The 24,433-nt window shown below is 64.0% G+C and carries 24 protein-coding genes, 1 tRNA gene and 1 pseudogene; 10 read left to right on the forward strand and 16 right to left on the reverse strand.

Going from position 1 to position 24,433, the window contains the following annotated elements; genetic code table 11:
- The first annotated feature begins 157 nt into the window (after positions 1-157).
- The 4 genes and pseudogenes from LIX00_RS08640 to LIX00_RS26110 form a co-directional block, all read left to right on the forward strand.
- Positions 158-817, forward strand: coding sequence for a hypothetical protein (locus tag LIX00_RS08640; protein WP_227352794.1), 660 nt, complete (start codon positions 158-160; stop codon positions 815-817).
- A 41-nt stretch (positions 818-858) separates the two neighbouring features.
- Positions 859-1,356, forward strand: a complete 498-nt coding sequence (locus LIX00_RS08645; RefSeq protein WP_227352795.1) for a deoxyuridine 5'-triphosphate nucleotidohydrolase — start codon at positions 859-861, stop codon at positions 1,354-1,356.
- A gap of 110 nt (positions 1,357-1,466) precedes the next feature.
- Positions 1,467-2,903, forward strand: a complete 1,437-nt coding sequence (locus LIX00_RS08650; protein ID WP_227352796.1) for a S8 family serine peptidase — start codon at positions 1,467-1,469, stop codon at positions 2,901-2,903.
- 383 nt (positions 2,904-3,286) lie between these two features.
- Positions 3,287-3,412, forward strand: a pseudogene (locus tag LIX00_RS26110) (helix-turn-helix domain-containing protein); the annotation flags it as partial.
- A 113-nt stretch (positions 3,413-3,525) separates the two neighbouring features.
- Here the strand turns inward: LIX00_RS26110 and trpB are convergent.
- The 6 genes from trpB to LIX00_RS08685 all read right to left on the reverse strand — a co-directional run bounded on the left by trpB (position 3,526) and on the right by LIX00_RS08685 (position 10,341).
- Entirely contained in the window at positions 3,526-4,695 is a 1,170-nt protein-coding gene (gene trpB, locus LIX00_RS08660; RefSeq protein WP_227352797.1) for a tryptophan synthase subunit beta, read from the reverse strand.
- A 121-nt stretch (positions 4,696-4,816) separates the two neighbouring features.
- On the reverse strand, positions 4,817-6,322 hold the full coding sequence (locus tag LIX00_RS08665; protein WP_227352798.1) for an FAD-dependent oxidoreductase: 1,506 nt from the start codon (positions 6,320-6,322) through the stop codon (positions 4,817-4,819).
- A gap of 78 nt (positions 6,323-6,400) precedes the next feature.
- On the reverse strand, positions 6,401-8,035 hold the full coding sequence (locus LIX00_RS08670) for an alkaline phosphatase family protein (protein ID WP_227352799.1): 1,635 nt from the start codon (positions 8,033-8,035) through the stop codon (positions 6,401-6,403).
- Between the two features lie 156 nt (positions 8,036-8,191).
- Positions 8,192-9,616, reverse strand: a complete 1,425-nt coding sequence (locus LIX00_RS08675) for an MATE family efflux transporter (RefSeq protein WP_303659895.1) — start codon at positions 9,614-9,616, stop codon at positions 8,192-8,194.
- Between the two features lie 72 nt (positions 9,617-9,688).
- On the reverse strand, positions 9,689-10,042 hold the full coding sequence (locus LIX00_RS08680; RefSeq protein ID WP_227352800.1) for an amphi-Trp domain-containing protein: 354 nt from the start codon (positions 10,040-10,042) through the stop codon (positions 9,689-9,691).
- A gap of 149 nt (positions 10,043-10,191) precedes the next feature.
- Positions 10,192-10,341: a hypothetical protein gene (locus LIX00_RS08685; protein WP_227352801.1), complete on the reverse strand. Its 150-nt coding sequence runs from the start codon at positions 10,339-10,341 to the stop codon at positions 10,192-10,194.
- 147 nt (positions 10,342-10,488) lie between these two features.
- Here LIX00_RS08685 and LIX00_RS08690 point away from each other — a divergent pair, with 147 nt between their 5' ends.
- Positions 10,489-10,857, forward strand: coding sequence for a DUF7344 domain-containing protein (locus tag LIX00_RS08690; protein WP_227352802.1), 369 nt, complete (start codon positions 10,489-10,491; stop codon positions 10,855-10,857).
- 549 nt (positions 10,858-11,406) lie between these two features.
- Here the strand turns inward: LIX00_RS08690 and LIX00_RS08695 are convergent.
- From LIX00_RS08695 to LIX00_RS08705, 3 genes are all read right to left on the reverse strand, one after another.
- Positions 11,407-12,408: a potassium channel family protein gene (locus LIX00_RS08695; RefSeq protein WP_227352803.1), complete on the reverse strand. Its 1,002-nt coding sequence runs from the start codon at positions 12,406-12,408 to the stop codon at positions 11,407-11,409.
- A 164-nt stretch (positions 12,409-12,572) separates the two neighbouring features.
- Entirely contained in the window at positions 12,573-14,567 is a 1,995-nt protein-coding gene (locus LIX00_RS08700; protein WP_227352804.1) for a PAS domain-containing protein, read from the reverse strand.
- Between the two features lie 315 nt (positions 14,568-14,882).
- On the reverse strand, positions 14,883-15,047 hold the full coding sequence (locus tag LIX00_RS08705; RefSeq protein ID WP_227352805.1) for a hypothetical protein: 165 nt from the start codon (positions 15,045-15,047) through the stop codon (positions 14,883-14,885).
- A gap of 262 nt (positions 15,048-15,309) precedes the next feature.
- Here LIX00_RS08705 and LIX00_RS08710 point away from each other — a divergent pair, with 262 nt between their 5' ends.
- Complete coding sequence (locus tag LIX00_RS08710) at positions 15,310-15,579, forward strand: DUF7571 family protein (RefSeq protein ID WP_227352806.1); 270 nt, start codon at positions 15,310-15,312, stop codon at positions 15,577-15,579.
- Positions 15,580-15,824: 245 nt separating this feature from the next.
- Here LIX00_RS08710 and LIX00_RS08715 read toward each other — a convergent pair whose 3' ends face one another.
- The 3 genes from LIX00_RS08715 to LIX00_RS08725 form a co-directional block, all read right to left on the reverse strand.
- Positions 15,825-16,157 carry a DUF5789 family protein gene (locus tag LIX00_RS08715; protein WP_227352807.1) on the reverse strand — a complete coding sequence of 111 codons (333 nt, stop codon included), beginning with the start codon at positions 16,155-16,157 and terminating at the stop codon, positions 15,825-15,827.
- Positions 16,158-16,475: 318 nt separating this feature from the next.
- Positions 16,476-16,548, reverse strand: a tRNA-Arg gene (locus LIX00_RS08720).
- Between the two features lie 121 nt (positions 16,549-16,669).
- Complete coding sequence (locus tag LIX00_RS08725; RefSeq protein WP_227352808.1) at positions 16,670-17,245, reverse strand: 2Fe-2S iron-sulfur cluster-binding protein; 576 nt, start codon at positions 17,243-17,245, stop codon at positions 16,670-16,672.
- A gap of 115 nt (positions 17,246-17,360) precedes the next feature.
- On the opposite strand from LIX00_RS08725, the gene LIX00_RS08730 reads away from it, so the two are divergent.
- Complete coding sequence (locus LIX00_RS08730) at positions 17,361-17,930, forward strand: class I SAM-dependent methyltransferase (protein WP_227352809.1); 570 nt, start codon at positions 17,361-17,363, stop codon at positions 17,928-17,930.
- 19 nt (positions 17,931-17,949) lie between these two features.
- Here the strand turns inward: LIX00_RS08730 and gnd are convergent, their stop codons facing one another.
- On the reverse strand, positions 17,950-18,843 hold the full coding sequence (gene gnd, locus LIX00_RS08735) for a phosphogluconate dehydrogenase (NAD(+)-dependent, decarboxylating) (RefSeq protein ID WP_227352810.1): 894 nt from the start codon (positions 18,841-18,843) through the stop codon (positions 17,950-17,952).
- A gap of 111 nt (positions 18,844-18,954) precedes the next feature.
- On the opposite strand from gnd, the gene LIX00_RS08740 reads away from it, so the two are divergent.
- On the forward strand, positions 18,955-19,260 hold the full coding sequence (locus LIX00_RS08740) for a hypothetical protein (RefSeq protein ID WP_227352811.1): 306 nt from the start codon (positions 18,955-18,957) through the stop codon (positions 19,258-19,260).
- A 24-nt stretch (positions 19,261-19,284) separates the two neighbouring features.
- On the opposite strand, the gene LIX00_RS08745 is transcribed toward LIX00_RS08740, so the two are convergent.
- The 3 genes from LIX00_RS08745 to LIX00_RS08755 are packed head-to-tail and all read right to left on the reverse strand — an operon-like array spanning position 19,285 to position 21,318.
- Positions 19,285-20,484, reverse strand: coding sequence for a cation:proton antiporter (locus tag LIX00_RS08745; protein ID WP_227352812.1), 1,200 nt, complete (start codon positions 20,482-20,484; stop codon positions 19,285-19,287).
- A 2-nt stretch (positions 20,485-20,486) separates the two neighbouring features.
- Positions 20,487-20,990 carry a cation:proton antiporter regulatory subunit gene (locus LIX00_RS08750; protein WP_227352813.1) on the reverse strand — a complete coding sequence of 168 codons (504 nt, stop codon included), beginning with the start codon at positions 20,988-20,990 and terminating at the stop codon, positions 20,487-20,489.
- A 49-nt stretch (positions 20,991-21,039) separates the two neighbouring features.
- A complete protein-coding gene (locus LIX00_RS08755) occupies positions 21,040-21,318 on the reverse strand; it encodes a hypothetical protein (RefSeq protein WP_227352814.1) in 279 nt (92 codons plus the stop codon).
- Positions 21,319-21,462: 144 nt separating this feature from the next.
- Here LIX00_RS08755 and LIX00_RS08760 point away from each other — a divergent pair, with 144 nt between their 5' ends.
- Together LIX00_RS08760 and LIX00_RS08765 are read left to right on the forward strand one after the other, a co-directional pair.
- Positions 21,463-21,657 carry a hypothetical protein gene (locus LIX00_RS08760; protein WP_227352815.1) on the forward strand — a complete coding sequence of 65 codons (195 nt, stop codon included), beginning with the start codon at positions 21,463-21,465 and terminating at the stop codon, positions 21,655-21,657.
- Between the two features lie 152 nt (positions 21,658-21,809).
- Entirely contained in the window at positions 21,810-24,428 is a 2,619-nt protein-coding gene (locus LIX00_RS08765) for a valine--tRNA ligase (RefSeq protein ID WP_227352816.1), read from the forward strand.
- The last annotated feature ends 5 nt before the right edge of the window (positions 24,429-24,433 follow it).

The raw sequence follows: 24,433 nt of genomic DNA on the forward strand, positions 1-24,433 counted from the left end.
GCCGGGAGTACCGACCCCGCCGCCATAACTGTTGCCCTTCGACTCACATTACACTCACATCGGGCTCACAATTGATGCATAGATTTATGGGGTGGGTCGTGCAACTCCGACTGCGATGGAAACCCACACCAGACGAAACGAGGACGGACGGCACCGAATGATTCGCGTTACGGGGATAACCAGCTTCGAGGAGGTCGACGCGCAGCGGTTCGACGTTTCCGGCGTGGCGACGGTCGACGGCGACGTTCGCGTCGACGCCGCCTCGCTTTCGGGGGCGACCCGCATCGGCGGCGAGTTCCGCTGCGACTCGGCGGAGATTTCCGGAGCGACCGACGTCGACGGGGACGTTCGCGCGGACGGCGTCGTCGTCTCCGGGTCGCTGAACGTCGGGGGAACGACCGTCGCCGACGCGTTCGAGTGCTCGGGGTCGGCCGGTCTCGAAGCGGTCGAGGCGGAGTCGTTCGAGGCGGCCGGCGCGGTCGAACTGGCGACGCTCGACGCCGGGACGGTTCGCGTCCGCGGCGCCATCGACGCCGACGTCGTCGAGGCGGACGACCTCGGCTTCGACCTCGTCTCCGACTCGGTCGTCGGCCGCCTCGTCGCCGATTCCGTGGCGGTCACCCGACAACGGCCGGGCGGGTTCCTCCGAGCGGAGCGCGTCGAGGGTGACGATGTCGCCCTCGACCACGTCGCGGTCGGGACGGTCGCCGGCGACCGCGTGCGCCTCGGCCCCGACGCGAGCGTCGAGACCGTCCGAGCGCGCGAACTCGACGTCGCCGACGGCGCGCACGTCGGATCGGTGGAGCGAACCGAGTGAGAAAGGCAACGATTTTGCCCCCGTGCGAGGTTCCTTCGAGTATGTTCCAGAGCGGAACGTTCGTCGCGGAGCACGTCTCGGAGATCATGAGCGGGCAAGTACAACCGAACGGTCTCGATTTGACGCTCGAAGCGGTCTACGAACAGATCGACTCGGGTCGTATCGGGCGCAACGAAAAGGAGATCGGCGACCGCCAGCGGGTCGAACCCGAGCAGGTGACCGAGAAATCGCCCGAAACCTACTACCTCCCGCGAGGCGGGTACGTCGTCCAGTACGCCGAGACCGTCCGAATTCCGGAGGGACACGTCGGATTCATCTTCCCCCGTTCGTCGCTCATGCGCAACTCCTGCATGCTCAACACGGCGGTCTGGGACGCGGGCTACGAGGGCAAGGGCGAAGGGCTGTTGCAGGTTCACCACGACATCGAACTCGAACGCGGCGCGCGCATCGCGCAACTCGTTCTCAGCGAGGCGGAGCACGAGGGAACCTACGACGGCGATTACCAGGGCGAGAACGTCGAGCAACCGACCGTCGAGTAACCGACCCGAACCGTTATTTCGACGTTATTTCTCTAGACATTGCATCTCCGATTACCTTTCAAATATCGGCGGAAATCGTTTAGTTCGCTCGTGATGTGATGGAAATTGGGATGGTTGACAACCAGTCACATGGACGGCGGCGATTTCTGAAAGCGACCGGCGCGGCGGCGGTCGCGGCGGCGATTCCGTTCAGCGGGACGGCGACGGCGGGCGACGGAATCCTCGACACCGCGTTCGACCTGACGACCAGCGCCCTACAGCAGGCGCTGGTCGTCTTCGAGAGCAACGACGACGTGGACCAGCTCGGCGCGTTGGACCTCGTGAACGGCTATCACAAGTTCGAGGTGCTCCCCATCGGCTTCACCGAACTCACGGTCGGTCAACTGGAGACGCTCGCCGACTGGGATTCGGTCCGGTACGTCCAGAAGAACGTCGAACTCGACTACTACAACGACGACACGCGCGAGGTGACGCGCGTGTCGGAGGTGCAGTCGAGCGGCTACACCGGGGAGGGCGTTCACACCGCGGTCATCGACTCCGGCGTGGACGGCGACCACCCCGACCTCCAGTCCAGTCTCGTGGAGAACTGGCGCTGGGCGGGCAACCCGCTCGGGTCGCCGACGCTCTGGGTGCAGGCGGGGAGCCTCGACACCGACGACAACGGGCACGGCACGCACTGCTCGGGCACCATCGCGGGCGACGGTACGCGGAGCGGCGGGCAGTACAAGGGGATGGCTCCGGACGCCGACCTCACGGTGTACTCGGCGGGGCTGACCCTGCTCATCGTCAAACCCGTCGCCGCGTTCGACCACCTGCTCGCGCGTCAGCGGGCGGGCGAGACGGACGTGTCGGTCGTCTCGAACTCCTACGGTTCCTCGAACGGAAACGCGTTCAATCCGGACGACGCGCTCAACGTCGCCACGTGGGAAGCGTGGAAGGAGGGTCTCCTGCCGGTGTTCGCGGCGGGCAACTCCGGGCCGAGCACGAACACGCTCAATCAGTACGCCAAGGCGCCGAACGTGCTCGGCGTCGCCGCGACGAAGGACAACAAGAAGGTCACGAACTTCTCGTCGCGGGGCCGCAAGCAGAGCGCCGACCCGAGCAACTGGGACCGCAAGACGGCGCTGGACAACCTGGAGCAGTACCGCAACGGCGGGTCGCCGTCCGGCCCGCTCGGCGTCTACCGACCCGGCGTCGGCGCACCCGGCAACGCCATCGTCAGCACGATGGCTCCGACCGACCCCTTACAGGCCGAGAGCGCGGACGACGGACTGCTCTACTACGCGACCATCAGCGGAACGAGCATGTCCTGTCCGGCGGTCGCCGGAATCGCCAGCCTCGTCGTCGACGCCTACCGGCAGAACAACGGTGGGTCCCCGACGCCGGCCGAAGTGCTGAACACCGTCTCGGCGGAGGCGAAAGACGCCGTCAGCGGTTACAAACCGTGGACCATCGGTTCGGGCTTCGTGGACGCCGCGGCCGCCGTGACCCGCGCCGAGAACGGGAGCATGGCGACGCACGGTGATGTCAGTCTCGTAAACTACTGAAACGGGTTCCACTTCTCCGGAACCGACACCCCTATTCTAATCGACTCGCTACCGACAGGCGAAGAGTCGTGACAGCCACGGACGTACTTAAACAGTGTGACAGCTGCGGGGAGAAGATGCTCGATATCTACCTCGACGACGGCTTGTGTTCGAGTTGTCGGAAGAAGTAGACGGGCAAGTCCGCTACTGCTCGCCGTTCCCCGATTACCGTCGAAGACGAAGAGGAGACCCCGGTCGCCGCGACGCCGAGCGTACCCACTTCCGCCGCGCTCGCATCGAGGACGGCGTTCTCTTCGGTGGTTTCCGGTAGCGACCGCTACGTCGCTCGTCGGTGCCGTACTCGACCGAGCCGAAGCCGTACGACCCCGTTCGGTCGAGGAGCGGTGCTCGACGCCGTCCGCGGGGAACCCGCCTCCGTCGGCGAGTCGGCCGACGAACTGAAGCGCGACCCGAGCACCGTCACGCACCATCTAAAACGGCTGGAGAAAGAGGGGTTGGTCGAGCGCGACGGGCGAGCGGTCGTCAGCCGGCTCCCGGCGGGAGCCCGCGTTTTCGCGCCGGAGCCCGGTCGGCGGGGACGACCGAGTACGTCGCGTCGGGAACCGCCAGCGGGTCGCACCGTTCAGTTTCCGAGGTCGAACAGCTCGGCGGCCTGCTCCATGTCCTTGTCGCCCCGCCCGCTCAGGTTCACCAGGATGACGTCGTCCTCGTCGCGCTCTTCCGCCAATTGCTTCGCCAGCGCGACGGCGTGGCTCGATTCGAGCGCGGGGACGATTCCTTCGTACTCGCTGAGTTCGCGGAACGCTTCGAGGGCCCGGTCGTCGGTGACGCCGCGGTACTCGCAGCGACCCGACTCGCGGAACTGAGCGTGCTCCGGGCCGACGCCGGGGTAGTCCAGCCCCGCCGAGACCGAGTGCACTTCCACGTCGTCGTTCAGGATTCGGGTTCGCATCCCGTGCAGGATGTCGGTCTTCCCGCTCGCGAGCGGCGCGGCGTGGCGCTTCGAATCCGCGCCCTCGCCGCCGCCCTCCGCGCCGTACAGTTCGACGGGGTCGTCGCGGAAGGCGTGGAACAGACCGATGGCGTTCGACCCGCCGCCGACGCAGGCGACCGCGGCGTCCGGCAGTCGCCCCACCCGCTCTCGAATCTGTTCGCGGGCCTCCTCGCCGATGACCGACTGGAAGTCGCGCACCATCCGCGGGAAGGGGTCGGGACCGACGACGCTGCCGACGAGGTAGTGGGTGTCCTCCACGTTTCCGGCGAAGTCCTCCAGCGCGGCGTCCACCGCGTCCGCGAGTCCCGCGTCGCCGCGGGTCACTTCGTTCACCTCCGCGCCCATCAGGCGCATTCGGAAGACGTTCATCTTCTGGCGCTCCGCGTCCTTCTTCCCCATGTATATCTCGGTGGGAATGTCGAGGAGCGCGCCGACCATCGCCGTCGCGGTGCCGTGCTGACCCGCGCCGGTCTCCGCGATGAGTCGCTCTTTCCCCGCCTTCTCGGCGAGGAGCGCCTGTCCGAGACAGTTGTTTACCTTGTGCGCGCCGCCGTGAAGCAGGTCCTCCCGCTTCAGGTACACCTGCGCGCCGTACTCCTCCGAGAGGCGCTCCGCGTGGTAGACGGGGGTCGGTCGTCCGGCGAAGTCCGCCAACAAGGAGCGGAACTCGCGCTGGAACTCCTCCGTGTCGTAGATTTCGTCGAACGCCTCCGCGAGTCGTTCGAGCGGTTCTTCGAGCGCGTCGGGGACGTGTCGGCCGCCGAACGTCCCGAACTCGGCCGCTTTATTTTCCGGCATGGGAGAGCAATGATATCCCGATGTACATAAACCTGCTCCGGTGGTCGGATTCGGTGACGGACGAGCACGTCCGTCGGCGCTGGAAGCGCCGCGGACTCCGCGGCCGCCGTCCCGCTCTCGGTCACTTCTTCGGCAGGTTCCGCACCGCCGGCCCGTCGAGCACCTCCCCTTCGGAGTCGAACCGCGACCCGTGGCACGGACAGTCCCACGTTCGCTCCGCGTCGTTCCACTCCACGAGACACTTCATGTGGGTGCAGACCGCCGACAGGCGGTGCAGTTCGCCGTCCTCGTCGCGGTACTCGGCGACGGCGTCCCCGTCTTCGCGGACGACCCGCGCGTCGCCGGGTGCGAGCGACTCGCGCGTTTCCCGCGGCTTTCGCACCCAATCTTCCACGAACCGCGAGCCGACGTTCGCGTTCTCCGAGAGGAATTTCCGGGCGGTTCCGAGCGGCGGCAGGCGGCCCGGGTCGAACACGTCGGCCCACTCGCTTCCGTCGCCCGCGATCTCCTCGGCGAGGATTCGCCCCGCCGCGACGCCGCTCGTCATCCCCCAACCGCCGAACCCAGTGGCGACGAAGACGTTCCGCCGCCACGGGGCGATGGGGCCGATGAAGGGGACGCGGTCGGTCGGCGTGTAATCCTGCGTCGACCAGCGGTAGACGACCTCCTCCACGTCGAACCGGTCGCGCGCCTCCCGTTCGACCTCCCGGTACCGCTCGCTCGTCGACCCGCCCTGTCCGGTCTTGTGGTTCTGGCCGCCGACGAGGACGAACGACTCGTCGTCCGTCTCGTGCGGACGAACCGAGAAGTAGGGGTCGCCCGACCGGTAGTACATCCCCTCCGGCGGCGGGTCGCGCGTGCGGAGCGCCAGCACGTACGACCGCTTCGGGTACTGCCGGGCGAAGTAGCCGGCCGGGTCGGTAATCGGAAAGTGCGTGGCGACGACGACGCGGTCGGCGGTCACCGTCCCGCGTTCGGTCTCGACGCGGCAGGGTCGACCCGCGCGGAGGTTGGTCGCTTTCGTCTCCTCGTAGACGTCGCTCCCGTCCCCCGGAATCTCGTCGGCGAGCGCGAGCAGGTACTTCCGGGGGTGGAACTGCGCCTGGTCGTCGAACCGAACCGCGCAGTTCGCGTTCACCGGAAGCGGCGTGTCCTCGACGAACGAGGCCGGGAGGCCGACGCTCCGGGCGGCCTCGACCTCGCGGCGCACCTTACCGCGGTCGTTCGGATCGTTGACGTAGGTGTACGCCGGACGGCGGCGGAAATCGCAGTCCACCTCCTCGGCGCGCTCGGCGACGATGTCGACGGCCGCCTCGTTCGCGTCCGCGTACTGGCGGGCGCGTTCGCGGTCGAACCGCGACAGCAGTTCGCGGTAGATGAGGCCGTGTTGACTCGTCAGCTTGGCCGTGGTTCGCGCCGTGACGCTCGAAACCACCCTGTCGGCTTCGAGCACGGCGACCGTCTCTCCGGCGTCTTTCAGCTCCGCGGCGGCGGACAACCCCGCGATGCCGCCCCCGACCACCGCCACGTCCACCCGACGGTCGCCGTCCAGCGGATCGAAATCGGTCGGCGGCGTCGTCTCCAGCCAGAGCGATGCGTCCTCCCCCGGTAGGTCGTTCGTTTCCATCGAACCCCTCGATACCCGAGGTTCGACGCCGCGTCGGAAAAGAGAGGTGGCCGCGCGGCGCTCGCGTTCGACGAGAGGTTACTGCATGTAGCCGAGGTCGGCCAGCCGCTCCTCCAAGTTCTCCTCACCCTCCTCGTCCATCGCCGACCCGTCGCCGTTCGCGTACTTGGGGTAGGACTGCGCCCCGGCGTCGTCGACGATGGGAACAACCGTCCCGTCCATCCGGTCGCTGTACGGGACGCCCAGCGCGGACATGATGGTCGGAGCCACGTCGAAGATGTGCGCCTTCGCGGGCATCGCGTCGGGGTCGATTCCCGCCCCTTTCGCGGCGAGGACGCCGTCCAGCTTGTGGTTCCACGGCTCGGTCGGCGGCGCGAAGTGGTCGCCGAGCAGCTGGGCGGAGAGGAACTGGCCCATCTCGTTCGGTATCGTCACGATGTCCGGGGCGTTGTCCGCGTTCTTCCCGTGGAAGTACTTCTCGCGGGGCGAGACCTCGCCGAAGACCGGTTCGCCGTCGGGGGTCTCGACCCCCCGGAGTTTTTCCATCAGTTCGTCGCGCACCTCGTCGTACTCGTCCGGGGAGACGATACCGTTCGGTTCGCGCCCCTGCAGGTTGATGCGCACGCCCAGCTCGGTTCGAGCGCGCATGTAGGCGACCGAGTTCGGAAAGTTGACCTGCTCGTTGGCGGTCCGAGCCACGTTCTTCGGCGCGTACTGTTTGGCGATGTCCGCGAGGCCGACCTTCTCCAGCCCGGTTCGAATCCGGTGTGCGGTCAGTCCGAACTTGGCGGCTTTCGCCGCGATTCGCTCGACGGCGTTCGGTTCCCACGTCCGGGTGTCCTTTCCTTCGCGCAGTTCCTCCTGAATCGGGTTCCACGACGGCATCCCTTTCCCGCCTTTCATCGCCTTCACGTAGCCCTCGTCGCGCAGGAACTCGTTGACGCGGAACTCGTACTTCTCGTAGGGACCCATCCCGTGGTCGCTGGCGATGAAGACCGTGTTGGGGTTGCACTCCTCCAACAGCTTACCGACCTGCCTGTCCGTCTCCTCGTAGACGGTCTTCACCTTCTCCCAGTCGCCGTCGAACTCGTGGAAGACGGTGTCAGGCTTCTGGAACTGGACGAATCCGAAGTCGGGTTCGTACTCGTCGGCGAGGTAACGGAACGCCTCGCCGCGCATCCGGACGAGCGTCGTGTACTCGTCCATCTTCTGCTCGTCGGTGAAATCGGAGTGTTCGCGCGAGTAGTTCGGATAGACGCGGTACTCGCCGATGGCCTCGCGCACCTCCTCAAGCGTTCCCTCGGGGTGGCACTTCGGGTCTTCGGGACCGATGAATCCAGGGATGAGCGCGCCGTCGAACTCGTCCGGCGGATGCGTCACCGGCACGTTGACGACGACGCTCGACCGGTCGTGTTCGTCGAGCAGCGACCAGATGGCGTGCTCTTCGACGTCGTTTCCGCTCACCACGCGGAAGTCGTAGCCGTCGTACGTGACGAACCCGCAGACGCCGTGCTGACCGGGGTTGACGCCGGTGTACAGCGACGGCCACGCGCTCGGCGTCCACGGGGGCATCTGGGACTCCAACGGAGCGGCCGCGCCGCCCTCGCAGATCGATCGGATGTTCGGGACGACGTCGTCCTCGTAGAGACGCTCGAAGACGGGGAGACAGCCCGCATCGATACCGATGAGAAGGACATCGACGTTGCCGGTCATCGTTTTTCACCTCGGATACAGTTTCGGTCCATATATATCGTTTCGTTCGTCGGACAGGGTAACCCACCCTGTTGCGCGACGCTCGCCGGACTCATTGGACACCACTACTCGGTCTACGCATTTTATTATGGCACGCTTAATCTCGACAGCCAAAAATCAGTCGCCTTCGCCGTCCGCGACAGCGACATCGGGGTCGTCGATGACCGTCCGCTTCCACGTCCCCCGCGTGAACCAGAGCGCGGCCGCGACGGCCCCGACGATGTTTCCGAACGCCATCCCGATCCAGATGCCCGTCGGGCCGAGGTCGCGGACGAACGCGAGGTAGTACACCGTCGGCACCCGTCCCAACCACAGCGTCACCATCGAGAACGCCATCGCCGTCTTCGTGTTGCCCGCGCCGCGGTACGCGCCGAGCAGCACCTGCAACAGCGCCATGAACGCGAACTCGGCGGATCGGATCCGGAGGTAGTCGCTGCCGTACTCGATGGTCTGGGCCGCGTCCGGCGTCCCCGTCGCCATGAACACGCTGACGATGGGGTCGGGAAACAGGGCCGCGACGAGCGCGACGGCGAGCATCACCGCGGAACCGACCTTCGCGGCCATCCAAACCGCCCGTTCCGCGCGTTCCGGCTTCTTCGCGCCGAGGTTCTGCCCGACCATCGTATTCGTCGCCCGTCCCAACCCCATCGCCGGGAGGAAAACGAGCGACGCGAGGCGATTACCAAGTCCGTAAGCGCTGACCACGGGGGGCGCGAACTGGACGACCATCACGGTCATCGTTATCATGGCCAGCGAACTGGTGGATTGTTCGAGCGCGCTGGGCGTTCCGAGGCGCACGATGTCCCAGATGTATCCGAGGTCGGGGACAAGGTCGTCGACGCTCACGTCCGGGCCGGCGCGCGCCCCGAAGAGGACGTACAGGCCGAGGACGCTGGCGACGGCCCGCGCGGCGATGGTGGCGACCGCCGCGCCGACGATCTCCAGCCTCGGAAACGGGCCGAGGCCGAAGATGAGGAGCGGGTCGAGCACGACGTTGAGGGCGACGCTGACGAGCATGATGCGCATGGGCGACCGGGTGTCGCCGTAGCCGCGCATTAGCGAGTTGAAGACGAAGAAACCGAACAGGAAGGGGAGACCGAGGAAGTACACCTCCATGTATCGGCGGGCGAGGGGAACGACCTGGGCGGTCGTCGCGGCCTGCGTCGGCATGAGCGTGAGCATCGGTTCGGTGAGGAAGTATCCGGCGACCCCGAGGACGACCGCGAGGACGGAGATGAACGTGAGAACCTGGCCCGCGACCCGTCCTGCGGAGCCCTCGCTTTCGGCCCCGGTGTACTGAGCGACGAGGATGGCCCCCGCCGCGGTGAACCCGCCCGCGACGGAGATGAGAAAGAAGATGAGCGGGAAGGCGATGCTCATCGCGCCGACCGCGTCGGACGACAGTCGCCCCAACCAGAAGGTATCCGCGACGTTGTACATCACCTGTAGAAGCTGGATGACGACTATCGGCCACGCGAGTTCGAACATCGGTCGCACCAGCCCGCCGTCGGTGATAGAACTGCTGGGCTGTGTGCTGGTCATCGTACCTTCGAAACGAAACAGGTCGGTTTCAATATTTCGACTCGCGGACGGAGCGGTAAAATATGACGGCGTTCACTCGATGCTCAGTTCGTCGTCCTCGGGAATCTCGTCGGCGTCCCAGCGAAGTTCGAATCCCACGCGCTGCGTTTCGTCGGGGCTGACCAGCGACGAGTCGGAGTTCACTTCCACGACGAACGAAACGGTTTCGGGCGGATTGACGGTCGCGCTGTCGTTGCCGACCATGAACGTCACCTTCTCGCCCGTGCTGCGTTCGGAGTCGGCGTTCTCGTCCGATCCGATATCCGGTTCCGGGCGACCGTCGCCGCGGTCGCTGCCGTCTCCGCCGTCTAGTTTGTCGGCGAACTGCCGGAGATAGTCGGCGACTTCCGCACGCGAACGCTCTCGCTCGGCGCTTATCTCGGACATGGATTCGTAAAGGACGGACGAGAAAGGATAATTATGGACCGCCTAATCCGCCGAGGCAGAGGGCGGAATCGGGGGCGGCTCGAGTCCGTCGCGGCGCGAAGATCGGAGCGTCGTCCGGTTCCGGAGAGCGCCTCGAACGTCCCTTCGAATTACTCGCGGAGCGTCGCTATCGCGGCGGCGGGCGTGGAACCGCGGGCGGAGCGACCGTCCGCGTCGCTGGCTACCCACTCGCCGTCTCGGATGCGGCGAACGGTCGGACAGTCGGCGGGGTCTCGGATGGGGTGGTCGCGGCGGCGCATGGACAGCCCCTAGGTACGGAACACGTTAGTTACTCGCCACCTGACGTCGCGGTAAGGAACACCTGAGGCGTAGACGAACGCCGCGGGGAGAAGAGGAAAACGGCCGCAAGCTTTTTATCACATCTGTTTGTGTAAGCAACCATAAGTATGTCCGACGATGTTATCTTCAATTCGGGTCTAGATATAAAGGAACGAAAGTACGGCGACGAAGCGGGCCAGAAGTCGCTCGATACCGTTTTCGAGATACTGGCCGACCGCCAGCGGCGATACGTCCTCCGTTATCTGCGCGAGACCGACGACGGTATCGGTTCGTTCGACGAGTTGGTGGAGTACGTCGTCGCTCGCGACCCGGAGTCCGGAGGTCCGGAGCGGGTCGTTACCAGACTCTACCACACCACGTTGCCGAAGTTGCAAGCGGCGAAGTTTCTCGCGTACGATTCCCGGAGCGGAACCGTTCGATACCGCTACGACTCGACGGTCGAGGAGTTACTGGACTGCGTTGCGTACGTCGAGTAGCGCCGACCCGACGCGGCCCGTCCTCCGCCGGTCGTCTCGTACCGAGAACGACCGGACGTCGACCGCGAGACGATTAATCGACGCCTAAATCGCGAGGGGTCGGGAGCGCTCGTCCGGCCTCCACCGAACGAGCACGTGATGTTCACGCGCGAGGAGCGGTCGACGCTCCGGAGGTTTCGCGACGTCCGACGGATCCGCCCGGTTGCCCGCGGTGAATCCGACATCGGCGCACATTTTCCAGCAGGAGAAAGACGTGGAGATTTTATTTCACCGTCCCAGCAAATACGCACCATACCCCCGAGCACATCGACGTAGCCGCCGTCGATGCCGCGATGCAGATTGACTGTTTCGTGCAGTTGGCTTTCGAGTCGTTCGATTCGAAGGAAATCGGCGAAAAAATCACCGAAGACAGGCGGTCGTCCACGACGTCAGAGGAACTCGACGAACGGAAGCCGTCCCGGGACTCCCCCGTCTTCCAGACCGACGGTGTATATCAAGGCCCACGTCCCCGAGAAAACGAGCGACGGAAGCCTATTATCGTGGTCACCGTTACTTATCGCCTTTCGAAGGCCACTCTCGCGCATCAGATTCGACGAGGCCAAGAAGCATCCGCCGTCGTTCGTCTAGTTCCGTAAGCGACGTAGCGAACTCTTTGTCGGAGAGAGTTGGCACGCCGACTTCGTGGATTGCATCGAGATCCGGCGAGGGAGGGGACTGTTCTGCAGGCTCGATAAACGCACTGTCAAGGGTATTCAGGTAGCTTTGGACGCTTGCACGTGCGTTTGTGAGAATCATCTCGCTGGGCTGATTTTGTTCAGGGACGCCGAATCGAAGTATCGTCAACGCTCCGTCGAGAACCGTAATACCGATCGCTGACGCCTGTTCGGGTTGCCTGCTGTAGAAGTAATGAAGAATGGGGTATGCTTTGTGATTCGTGGTGAGGGTGTTGAGCTGTGACGTCAACGTATTCAGGGTCAACTCGAGTCCGCCGAACTCTTCGCCGTTCCAGCTCGCTTGGACGAGGTCTTCGCTCTGCATACCAAGACCAGTGACACTGCTCGCAAAGGCGCGCTTCTGGGTAACCGCGTCGAGCACCGAGAGGACGTAGGTAACGCTCAACGTGACGAAGAGGAGTCCACTCCCTGAAGCGAGTGTCGTGGCGAGCTGCCAGATACCGTCGTGAGGAACGAAATCTCCGGTTCCCAGTGTGAAGAACGTGTAGCCGGTGAAATAGACGAGATCGAACCACGAGATAGGGCCCCGACTAAGCGTGTCAATGAGAGCACTCTCAGCACTGGCGAAGATCAACGTCCACCCACCCCAGAGCAGCAGTATCCACGCTGTAAGGCCGGCGATGAAGATAAATGGGCCTGTGAGGCTCAGGACCCACGAGTTTCGATTCCCCAATCCTCGTGCCGATCGCCACGACCACGCCATCAATCGAGAAGTGAGTGGGCCGGCACCACCTTCGACCCAGACTGTCGTCCACAATAGGTCTACGATAGCGGTAGTGAGCAGGACGATTCCGAGAAGGAAGTGTACGAGATTCATGCTGATCTTGGCGATGAGTGGTGACTACCGAGTTCATCGAGCGCTTCTGTGAGAGATACAGTACCGTAATTGTTCGTACTACTCTCGGTCAACGCTTTCTTTTGCCCCACTATCGTTGTCATCGTGAATGGTCCTTTTTAGTCTCGGCGGCGCTAGGTACCTCGTTATCGCTGACTCGAACCGCGGTCAACGTTTGTGAACTCGAACCGCGCCCCGTCAGACTCACTTTCGGTCACTCGACAGTCCCATTCGTACACGTCGGCGAGCCGTTTGACGAACGCCAACCCGATTCCGGTACCGCCTCGTTCGACCGTCGTCGTAAATCCGAGTTTGAACACGTCGTCTCGGTCGGCGACCGGGATACCGGGGCCGTCGTCGGCCACGAAAAATCCGGTCGGAAGGTCGCCGACCGTAATCGTGACGTCCGGTCTCCCGTGTTCGACGGCGTTATCGAACAGATTCCGGAACAGGTGTTCGACGTACGTCTCGTCGGCGTGTACCGTGCGGTCGATAGAACCATCGACAGTGGCGTCGGGTGCATCTACGTCGTCCCACGCTCTCCGCGCTACGTCTGTGAGATCGACCGGTACTCGCTCGCCAACTGCCTCATGCCCGCGCGTCACCGCCAGTATGACGTCGATCATCTCCTCGATGCGGTCGAACGCCTCCGCGACGTATCCGACTGCCTCCGAGTCGGCCTCCGGTAGTTCGTTACAATACATCTGGCCGATCATCACGGGATTTCGGAGTTCGTGAGCGAGCGTGCTGGCGAAACTCTCGAGGCGGTCGTTCGATTGCTCGAGTTTCTCGACCGTCTTCTCCAGTCGTTGCTCGCGCTCGACGCGTTCGGTGATGTCCTGTGCGAAGCTGAGTCCGGCGAAAATATCGCCGTCCGCGTCGCGCAGCGGGGTCGCCCAGACACGCCAGGTTCGGCCACCGAACTCGGTCGTAGTGCTATCGGTTTCGCCGTCCTCGACCGCTGCTCGAAACAGCGGTTCGAGATCATCGACGGTGTTTGAGGGGAACACCTCCGGCATCGTCCTGCCTTCGAGCTGGTCTCGACCGGGGAGCGTGTCGCCCAGCGTGGCGCCCTGGGTCAACGTGTAGCGGAGGTCGTGGTCGTACACCCCGACCGCGCCGTTCGGGAAGTGCTCGGCGAGCGTCCGATATCGTCGTTCTGACTCCTCGAGTGCTCGCTCGTGCTGTTTCCGCTCGGTGATGTCGCTCGCCATCCCGATCCACTCCTCGATTTCACCGTCCTCGTCCAGCATTGGAATCGCTCGCGAGAACGTCCAGCCTGCGCTCCCATCTTCCTGCTCCACCCGGTGTTCCAACTCGAACAGGCTCTTCGTCCGGATTGCTTCGTCGATGGCCTCCAAGACTCGCGGCTGTTCGTCCGGATGAATGTATTTATCGAGCCAGTTGCTGGTCGGTTCGGCCGTATCAGCGAGGAACTCTTTCCCCTCGAGTTCGTGCATCTCGCTCCAATCGGGGCTCATGCGATACACCACGTCCGAACTTGCGGTGATTAGCGCTCGGAATCGCTCTTTGCTCTTCTGGCGTGCCTCCTCGGCCTGCTTGCGTTCGGTGATGTCGTCGAAAAGGACTGCGACTTGTTGACTCTCGTGCCCTCCAAAAGGAAATGCGTACACGTTGTACCAGCGGTCCAATGCTTCTGCCTTCGCTTCGAAGGTTTCCGGTTCACCGGTCAGGGCGACGTCACCGTAGCGGTCGAACCAGTATTGCTCGTGATCCGGCTCCAAGTCGCGCATCCATTCGCCCTCTGCGTCTGTGAACCCGGTGTGCTCCTCAAACGCCGGATTCGTCTCCAGAAAGCGATAATCCACGGGGTCGCCTTCATCAAACGACATCTCGATGATGCAAAAGCCCTCATTGATGGATTCGAACAACGTCCGGTACTTCTGTGCGGAACGCCCAGTCGAGGAGTCAGCAGGACGCCACCAGACACGTACGCGGGCGCAGACTTTCTTAGTGTGAATTGCACCGCGGTCGTGAAGTTCCTCAAGTTTCTTGTAGGCGGCGCGCCGAGTACAGCCGAGTGCGTCGGCGATTTCGTCCGCCGTGACTGGTTCGTGGTCTGCCCCCACGTTGCCGAGCGCAGTGAACGTCTCGGAGTCAGTCACCCGGTCAGAAGCCATAATCGGTTTTCATAACAGAATGACTAAAAGGCTTCCGCTGACGGGACGGACGGGCGATTGACTACGTGAAAGACGGCGATGACTAATGTTTCACCACCGAACACGATCCACGCTCCGTATCCAGCGGATTGTACTCGTTAGATACCGAGTAGAATGATGGCCAGCGCGTATCCTCACTCCTCTGTGTTAGCCGATTCACAGAGAGATGTCGTTCAAGAGTACGGTCCTTCGGGAGAACCGAAAACGCTGGTCAAGAGCAGGTAATAACGTCGGACCAAGCAATACTCAGATACGGGCGCGGATTGCTGGACAGAATCAGTCGACCGGTTCGACTGTTTCCTCGCCACAGTGGGGGCAATATTCATGTTCTTCGTCCACGGGTTTTTCACATGACACACAGGCGTACTCCGCCCGTCCGCCTTCGATAAACGCCTGTTTCGTTTTCTCGAACTTCCTTCCGACGTTACTGAACAGACTCATTAGGTAAGACTGGATCGCGAGGCGAATAAGCATTAGCCCGAGATTCAGTTCCAGTCCGATGACGATAAACGGGGGCGTAGTGGAAAGATCACTAGATGAATAGCGCATGGCCCGGTAGTTTCGTGAGAGTTCTGGTTAGGAATTGGTATCAGAAATCGTTCACAACACCAGAAGAAACGCTATTCGTCTGAGCTGCCACGTATCTGTCAGTTCCAGGAAGTAGATATTTAGGGAGTGGTCTCGTGGTGCTACACGCATCGCCATGAAACCGTGCCATAACTGTCAGTCGGTCATCGACGAGTATAACTTGGATAAACAACTCGAACCACTGCGCGACCTCACAGTTGACGACTTCAACGTCTGCGCGGACTGCGCGACTATCGTTGCGGATGCGTGCGTGGAGTGCGGCGGCGCGGTGTACGTCCCTCGAAGCGAATCTGTCACCCCAGACTATTGCCCAGCGTGTCGTTCTGACCTTATCAACCGCACCGGTCACGACCCCAGTTGGAATTGCGACCCCATGTCTTCCTGAACGGCACCCTATCTCTCAACCAATATTTCGGCAGACACAGCCATTCAATAGGCGTCTACTTAGCGGTTGGTTCAGCGTCACTGAGGCGAAATAAGCGAGGCATCCATGATGGATACGTCCTCTGTATGCAGCACGACGTTTGTAACAGCAGCTCGGCCCCCAATCAAATCGAAAGATACAGAGGGTACACGTCTCGAACCCAGGGATGGCCGACTAGCAAGACGGGGATGACTGAGCCGCCTTCACTAGCGGTGTATTAGTCCCAGTATCCGACTTCGAGCGTCATCGGCGGAGACGTACGTTTGGTCATCAGTCGAGGCAAGTACTTCTTCGAGAGATTCCGTCCCGCCCTGAGTTTCTATTTCGTAGTCGCCATAGGCCTCGACCAGTTTGTTCGTCGTGGTTGGATAATTCTGGGTTTCGAGTGCTTCGTCAAGGTCGCCGAGCTGTCCACCAGGGTCGCCGGGCATCGCTTGGTCTTCTTGGGCGTGATCACGTACTTCCTCTCGCTTCCGCTCTGGCTGGCGTCGCTCTTCGTCATCTGCTTTTGCATCTCGGCCCTGTTTGTCATCTGCCATCCCTTTTAATAGCTGACCGATTCAGATAAAGGTGTGGTCGTTCCTCGGTGTAACCACTTCGAGCACATCTGAGAGAATTTAGTTCTCGCGAATCACACCACAGCGGCGACCCGCGTCATGCAGCACGACGAACTCTCCCGCCGGAGCACTCGGTCATTTATAAGCAACTCCACGCCATCTGTTAGATGTAAATCGTCATGAAACGTGACGGGCGCGACGGGATTTGCACCACGTCCGAGAACCTACGCTTCGCGCAGAACCTCGGTCTACTTCAGAATCCCACGTGCCGGTTCGCTCGTCACTACGTTCCTCGCTACACGGGCGCGACGGGATTTGAACCCGCGACATCTTGGTCCGGAACCAAGGACTCTGTCCACTGAGCTACGCGCCCTCATCCAGTGCTACTCTCCCGCGAATATTAACCTTGTGACCCGGTCAATCTTCGACGCTGCTCCGCGAGTTCTGGTTCGACTCCGAATCGCGAACGGAAAAGGGCCGAAGACAGAAGACGGTCAGGGCGTCTCGTTCGTTTCGATGCTGATGTCCGCCTGCGGGTACGCGGTGCAGGACAGGATGTAGCCCTGGTCGAGTTCGTCGTCGCTGAGCGTGTCGTTGTTGCTGTGAACGACGTCCTCGGGTTCGCCTTCGGTGATCTTCGCGCCGCATGAGAGACACGAACCCTCTCGGCAGGAGTACGGTAAGTCCCAGCCCTCGTCTTCGCCCGCTTCGAGGAGCGTCTCGTTGTTTGCGACTTCGATGGTCGAACCTTCTTTGACGTACTCGATTTCGTAGTACTCGATCTCGTCTTCCGGGATGGCGGCGGGGTCGAAGCCCTCCTCTTCCTCCTCGGCCCCCTCGCCTTCGAGTTCGCCTTCCGCACCGGCACCGACGGCCACCGCACCGCCACCGCCGATGGAGCGGTTCATCGGTTCGGGGAAGTCGGTTTCGGGGACACTCGCCGCACGCCGGTCGAGCACTTCTTGGGAGATGTCGTCCGCGACGCGCCACTCGGTTCCCTTGGTGAAGTGCAGAGCTACCGCGACGAGCGTGAGCAGTAGCCCGAGTCCCAGACCCAGTTCGTTTACCATATGGCGGAAGCTACGGAACGGTGGTTTAACAGCATTGTGATTGACGCGAGTGCGGGAGGGTACGAGGGGTGCGAGCGGGAGAAGAGTTACACGGGTTCAGTGCGTCGGACCGATCGTGTTCTTCGATACCCTCCTCGACCGCGCTTTCGGGCATCCCTCCGGCGTACTCGGGCGACTCGGCGGAAAGCTGATGGTCCGGTCGAAACGGGCCTTCGCGGGGTGGGTCGTCTCCGAACTCGACCTCGACCCGGACGACCGCGTGCTCGAAGTCGGCTTCGGCCCCGGCGTCGGTATTCAGCGCCTCGCCGAAGCGGTTCCGCGCGGATTCGTCGCGGGAGCGGACGCATCCCCGGTGATGGTCGAACAGGCGCGGAGACGAAACGCGGCGGCGATTCGCTCGGGGTTGGTCGAACTACGGCGCGGTCTCGCGGACGACTTACCGTCCGACGACGACGTCTTCGACGCGGCGATGACGATGAACTCCGTGCAGGCGTGGCCCGACCCGGTGGCCGGCCTTCGGGAGCTACGACGCGTCGTGAAACCCGGGGGCACCGTCGCGGTCGCGTTCACGCCCCACTCCGGGCAGTCGCGCGAAGAACTACCGTCACTGCTCGCCGAGGCCGGATTCGAGGACGTTCGAATAGAGAATCACCGAGACGGGTTCTGCGCCTTCGTCGAGTCGTGAGTCGCGGGTTTCCGTTCGACTACTTCCGCGCGACCTCGTGCCGACCGAAACCGTACCGCAGTCGGTTCGCCAACCGCCGCGAGAAGCGACCCTCCGACCGACTGCCGAACCGCTCCGCGAGCGACTGGTAGATGAGCGGAACCGGAACCTCCTGTTCCAGCGCCTCCTGGACGGTCCACGTCCCGGTCGAACCGCCCGCGACGTGGTCGGCCACGTCGCCCAGGTCGGTCCCCTCCTCGCGGAACGCTTCCTCGCAGAGTTCGAGCAGCCACGACCGAACGACCGCGCCGTTGTTCCACGTCCGGGCGACGGCCTCCAGGTCGAGGTCGTAGCGTCCCTCGCGGAGCAGTTCGAACCCTTCGCCGTAGGTCTGCATCAGCGCGTACTCGACGCCGTTGTGAACCATCTTCACGTAGTGGCCCGACCCCGCCTCTCCCATTCGGTCGTGGCCGTCAGGGCCGGTCGCCACCGCGTCGAAGACCGGGGTTAGCTCCTCGTAGGCCCACTCCGGCCCGCCGATCATCAGCGAGAAGCCGAGTTCGGCCCCAGCAGGGCCGCCGCTCGTCCCGCAGTCGAGGTACGCCGCCGGGGTCGTCTCGGCCCGGCGCGCCGAGTCCTCGAAGTGGGAGTTGCCGCCGTCGACCACGACGTCGTCCCCGTCGAGGTGCGGTTCCAGATCTTCGAGCGCGGCGTCCACCGGTTCCCCGGCGGGCACCATCAGCCAGATTCGTTTCTCGTCGCCGAGTTTCTCCGCGAGGTCGGTCACCGAATCCGCGGGCTCCGCGCCCGCCTCCGCGGCCGACTCGATGGCTTCCTCGGACACGTCGTAGGCGACCACGTCGTGCCCGGCGGCGAGCGTTCTGTCCGCTACGATTCGTCCCATGCGCCCCAGTCCGATGACGCCCAGTTGCATGGGCGTAGGTGGCGTAGGGGGAGAGGTAGGGGTTGCGGTTCCGGTCGGGGATTACGCCGCGACGTTCGAGGCGGAAACGTCACCCCGTGCCGACTGTAGGCGTACGCCGCGATGGCTCCGTTGTCGACGAGCGTGACGAGACCGCCGGGACCGCCGTATCGGAGCGCGACGAGTCCGACCAGCGCGCCCCCCGCGAACGCCACGACGGCGAATCCCCACGCCCACGCTCGCGCTCGGAAGAGTCACGTAGTAGACGGGGAACCTGGCGACGAGGAACGGCGACAGGAGGAGGCTCGTCTTCGCGACGGACGGCGGTATCGCGGTTACCGAGAGCGACAGCGCGGGGACGAACGGGTCGACGAACAGGGCGAGAACGCGGATCGCTTCGATGTCTTCGGGGTCAACCGTCGGCGATGACGCGTCCGTCGGCAGCACGGGGCGTCAGAAGCGCGGAACGACCGTTTCGACCGCGTTCGTCACCCCGTCCGCGTGCTGAATCAACAGCGTACCGAGGATGCTCATGACGAGGACGTACCCCACCGCGAACGCGGGAATCAGTTCGGCGAGCGCGCCGGTGCCGACGCTCGTCGCGAGCGCCGCCAGCACCAGCGAGAATTCGCCTCGGGGCACCATTCCGAGGCCGACGCGGATCGAGCGCCGTCGGTCGAGTCCGTAGAACGTCCCCGACAGCGTCCCGCTCGCGAACTTGCCGACCGTGGTGATGACGACGGCGGCGAACAGGAGCGCGACGACGCCGGCCAGGAGCGTGACGTCGGTCGTCAGGCCGATGGAGAAGAAGAACACCGCGGCGAACAGGTCGCGGACGGGTGAGAGCACCTGTTCGATGCGCTGGACGTGGGCGGTCTGGCTGAACGCCGTCCCGACGAAGAAGGCGGCGACCGCCTCGCTGATACCCAACGCCAGGGCGGCACCCGCGACGAGGACGGTGACCCCGGTCACCCTCAGTAAGAACAGTTCGTTCGACTCCGCGCCGAAGAGGCGTTCGACGTGCTCGGATCCGTACCACGCGACCGCGACGAGGAGGGCGAGAAAGACCAACGACGTGGCGACGGAGAGGGCGGCGTCGGAGGCGCTCCCCTCGCCCAGCGCGACCGCCGAGAGCAGGGCCAGGTAGACGGCGATGAAGATGTCTTCGAAGACGAGCGTCCCGAGGATCGGTTCGCTCTCCGCGTTCGCGATCCACCCCTCGTCGATGAGCGACTTCGTTATCACGGCGCTGGACGAGATGTAGACGATTCCCGCGATAAAGAGCGTCTCGAGCCACGAGAAGCCGAACAGCGCGCCGAGTCCGAGACCGAGCGCGAAGTTGACGCCGAGGTCGACGAGACCGATTCGCACGAGCTTCTCGCGGTTCGAGACGAGCTGTTCGAGGCTGAACTCCAACCCGAGAAAGAAGAGCAGAAAGACGATGCCGAGTTCGGCGAGGAGGTCGATGAACTCGCTCGTCCGGACGAGCCTGAGCGAGATACCCCCGACGCTCGTCGGTTCGTTCGGTCCGACGAGTATGCCGACGACGATGTACGCGGGGATGACGGAGAGACCGACGCGAACCGCGAGCGCGCCGACGAGAGCGATGGCCGTCACCGCGATGCCGAACTGGACGAGGAGCGACCCCGCCATCGTCAGGACTGTGCGTCCTCTGCGTCGCCCGCGTTCAGCAGTTCCGTGAGCGCCGCCTGCTCCTCGCGGGTTCCGATGGCGACCAGAATATCGCCGGCCTCGATCTCCGTCTCGGGGTCCGGGTTCGCGATGGTCTCCTCGCCGCGCTGGATGGCGATGACCGAGACGCCGGTCTGCCGGCGAATCGCGGCGTCGGCGAGGGTCCGTCCGACGGGCGGCGCGCCGTCCTCGACCTCGACCCACTCGATGATGGCTTCGCCGAGCGGGACGTGTAGCTCGTCCATCTCGACCGGTTGGAAGTACGCGCCTTCGAGGATGGAGCCGAGCTGTCGCGCCTTCTTCCCGGTCAGGGAGGCCAGTTTGACGCTGTCCTCGTTCGGGCCGGGGCGGCGGTAGAGTTCGCGCTTCCCGTCGTGGTGGATGATGACGACGAGTCGCTCCTCGCCGTCGAGTTCGAGTTCGAACTTGTGTCCGACGCCGGGAATCTCGGACTCGTAGATGGTCATACGGAACGAGACGGGCGAGAAAGTATAAAAATCACGTTGCGGGGGTCGCCTACGCGCGGTGGGCGTCGAGCGCGTCCCGAATCTCGGCACCCCTCGACAGTCCGTGGAGGAAGACGGGCAGTCGCGGAGCGACCCGATATCGAAGCGTCGCTTTCGCGGTGCCCGACTCGGGGGTCGGCCGAATCGCGGCGACGACGAACCCGGTACCCGTCCGGAATTCGACGGCGCCGTCGGTCCGGACCACGCGAAGGTCGTCCACCGCCTCCCGCACGACGTCGACCGCCTCGTCCGGCGGTATTCGGAGGTCGACGCGCTCGAAGCTAGTCATCTCGGTAGCCCCACCTACGGGACGAACGCGGTAATCGTTTCGGCGAAAGCGTTAGCGAAGTCGTCGAGACGCGTGGCGAGAACGAACGATTCAGTGCGGTCGGATTTTCGGTACGATTAAACGAATTCCGACGAGAACCGAAGTGTGACCGACGATAGAATCGTCCGACGGCTGAACGTCGTCATCGCGCTCCTCGCGCTCATCGCCGTTTTCGTGGCGATGCCGTACCTCCTGCTCGTCCTCGAGCGAGTGCCGCAGTTGCTCCTCCCCGTCATCGCCGCCGCCGCGACCGCAGTGGTGTTCGTTACGATTCGGACGTATCGCGCGATTCGAGGTTGATTCCGGGGTGCCGTCGGACGGGAACCTTTATCAGCGACGACGCGCAGAGTCAAGGTATGAGCGCGATGGTGTCGGTAGTACGTCTCTAGCGCAGACGATGAGTCGACCGTGTTTCTCGCCGAATCACCATCTAGCGACAGCAATCTGCAGCCATGACTGACGTTCCAACCGACTACGACCCCGAGCGCATCGAGCGAAAGTGGCGCGACGAGTGGCAAGACTCCGACGTGTACAGTCCGGACGGCGACCCGGACTACGTCATCGACACGCCGCCGCCGTACCCCACCGGAAACCTCCACATCGGCCACGGTCTCCAGTGGAGTTACATCGACTTCGCGGCGCGCTATCACCGCCTCAAAGGCGAGGAAGTCCTCTTCCCCCAAGGGTGGGACTGCCACGGCCTGCCGACGGAGAACAAGGTCGAGGAGATACACGATATCCACCGGACCGACGTGTCGCGCGAGGAGTTCCGCGACCTCTGCATCGAGCACACGGTGAACATGATCGACTCGATGAAGGAGACGATGAACGAGTTGGGCTTCTCCATCGACTGGAACTCCGAGTTCCGGACCATGGATTCGGAGTACTGGGGGAAGACTCAGCGGTCGTTCGTCGATATGGAAGAGTACGTCTACCGCGACGAACACCCCGTCAACTGGTGTCCGCGCTGTCAGACCGCCATCGCGGACGCGGAGGTCGAGAACGAGGACCGGACGGGGACGCTGTACTACGTCACGTTCGAGGGCGTCGATAACGACGACATCGAGATCGCCACGACGCGCCCCGAACTCCTCCCCGCCTGCGTCGGCATGGCCGTCGACCCCGAGGACGAACGCTACGCCGACCGAATCGGCGAGACCTTCGAAGTGCCGCTCTTCGGACAGCAGGTCGAACTCATCGGCGACGACGCGGTCGACGGCGAGTTCGGTACCGGCGCGGTGATGATCTGTACGTTCGGCGACAAGCAGGACGTGGACTGGTGGGCCGAACACGACCTCGAACTGCGTCCGGCGGTCACCGAGGACGGTCGCCTGAACGACCTCGCGGACGAGTTCGCGGGGCTGTCGATAGACGACGCGAAGGGAGACATCGCCGCGGCGCTGGACGAGGAGGGTCATCTCAACGACTCGGAACCGACCGAACAGTCCGTCGGCACCTGCTGGCGCTGCGACACGCCCATCGAAATCCTCTCCAAGGAGCAGTGGTTCGTCGAGGTCCATCCCGAGGAGATACTGGAGAAGGCGGCGGAAGTCGAGTGGATCCCGGAGCACATGCACTCGCGCTTGGAAGAGTGGACCGAGGGCATGGACTGGGACTGGGTCATCTCCCGGCAGCGCGTGTTCGCCACCCCGATTCCGGCGTGGGAGTGCGGCGAGTGCGGCCACTGGCACATCGCCGAGGTCGAGGAGCTGCCGGTCGACCCGACCGAGACCGACCCGGCGGTCGGCGACTGTCCCGAGTGCGGAGCGGACTCGTGGCTCGGCGAGACGGACGTCATGGACACGTGGATGGACTCCTCCATCACCCCGCTCCACATCACCGGGTGGCCCGACGACCTCGCGCTCGACGAGTTCGAACCCGTGGCGCTCCGCCCGCAGGGGCACGACATCATCCGAACGTGGGCGTTCTACACGCTCCTGCGCGTCGGAAAGCTCACCGACGAGCGTCCGTGGGACAACATCCTCGTCAACGGGATGGTGTTCGGGCCGGACGGACACAAGATGAGCAAGTCCAGGGGGAACGTCGTCGCGCCGACCGAAGCTGTCGAGAAACACAGCGCGGACGCCTTCCGCCAGTCGCTCGCGCTGGGCGGCCAACCCGGAAGCGACGTCCAGTTCCACTGGAAGGAGGTCAAGTCCGCCTCCCGCTTCCTGACGAAGGTGTGGAACATCTTCCAGTTCTCCGCGAGCCACTTCGACGAGAACACCCCGGAGGTCGCCGACCCGGCCTACCGCGACGCCGACCGCTGGATCCTCTCCCGACTGTCCGAAACCGCCGAGAGCGTGGGCGACGACATGGAGGCCTACCGCTACGACAGCGCCCTCCGCACGCTCCGGGAGTTCGTCTGGGACGACCTCGCGGACGACTACCTCGAACTCGTCAAGGGTCGCCTCTACGAGGGTCGACCGGGCGAGCGAAACGCGGCGCGTCACGCCCTCTACACCTGCGTCTCCGCGACGGTTCGGATGCTATCGCCGTTCTCCCCCTTCCTCACCGAGGAGGTGTACAGCCACCTCCCCGGAACCGAAGGGAGCGTCCACCGCGCGGCGTGGCCCGACGTCGAGATGCACGACGACGAGGCCGAACTCGCCGGGGAGATAATCGCCGAGGTCGCCGGGGCGGTTCGGGCGTGGAAGTCCGACGAGGGCATGGCGCTCAACCAGGAACTCGGTCGCATCGAACTGTACGCCGACTGCGAGCGCAAGCCGGACACCTACGACCTGAGCGAGGCGGTGAACGGGCCGGTCTACCTCGAAGAAGGCCGGCCGAACGTCGAACTCGTCCCGGTCGGCGTCTCGCCCGACCACTCGTCCATCGGTCCGAAGTTCCGGGACCGGGCGGGCGCGGTCATCGGCGCGCTGGAGTCGGCCGACCCCGCCGAACTCAAGGCGCAGTTGGACACCCACGGCGAACTGACGCTGGACGCGGCGGGCGAGGAGGTCACCCTCGCCGGCGATTGGGTGGAGATAGAAGAGGAGTACCGCGCCGAGAGCGGCGAGGAGGTCGAGGTGCTCGAAACCGAGCACGCGACCGTGCTCGTCTTCCCCTGAAGCGG

This window comes from Haladaptatus salinisoli (genome assembly GCF_020614375.1).
In the GTDB taxonomy this organism is placed as follows: Archaea; Halobacteriota; Halobacteria; order Halobacteriales; family Haladaptataceae; genus Haladaptatus; species Haladaptatus salinisoli.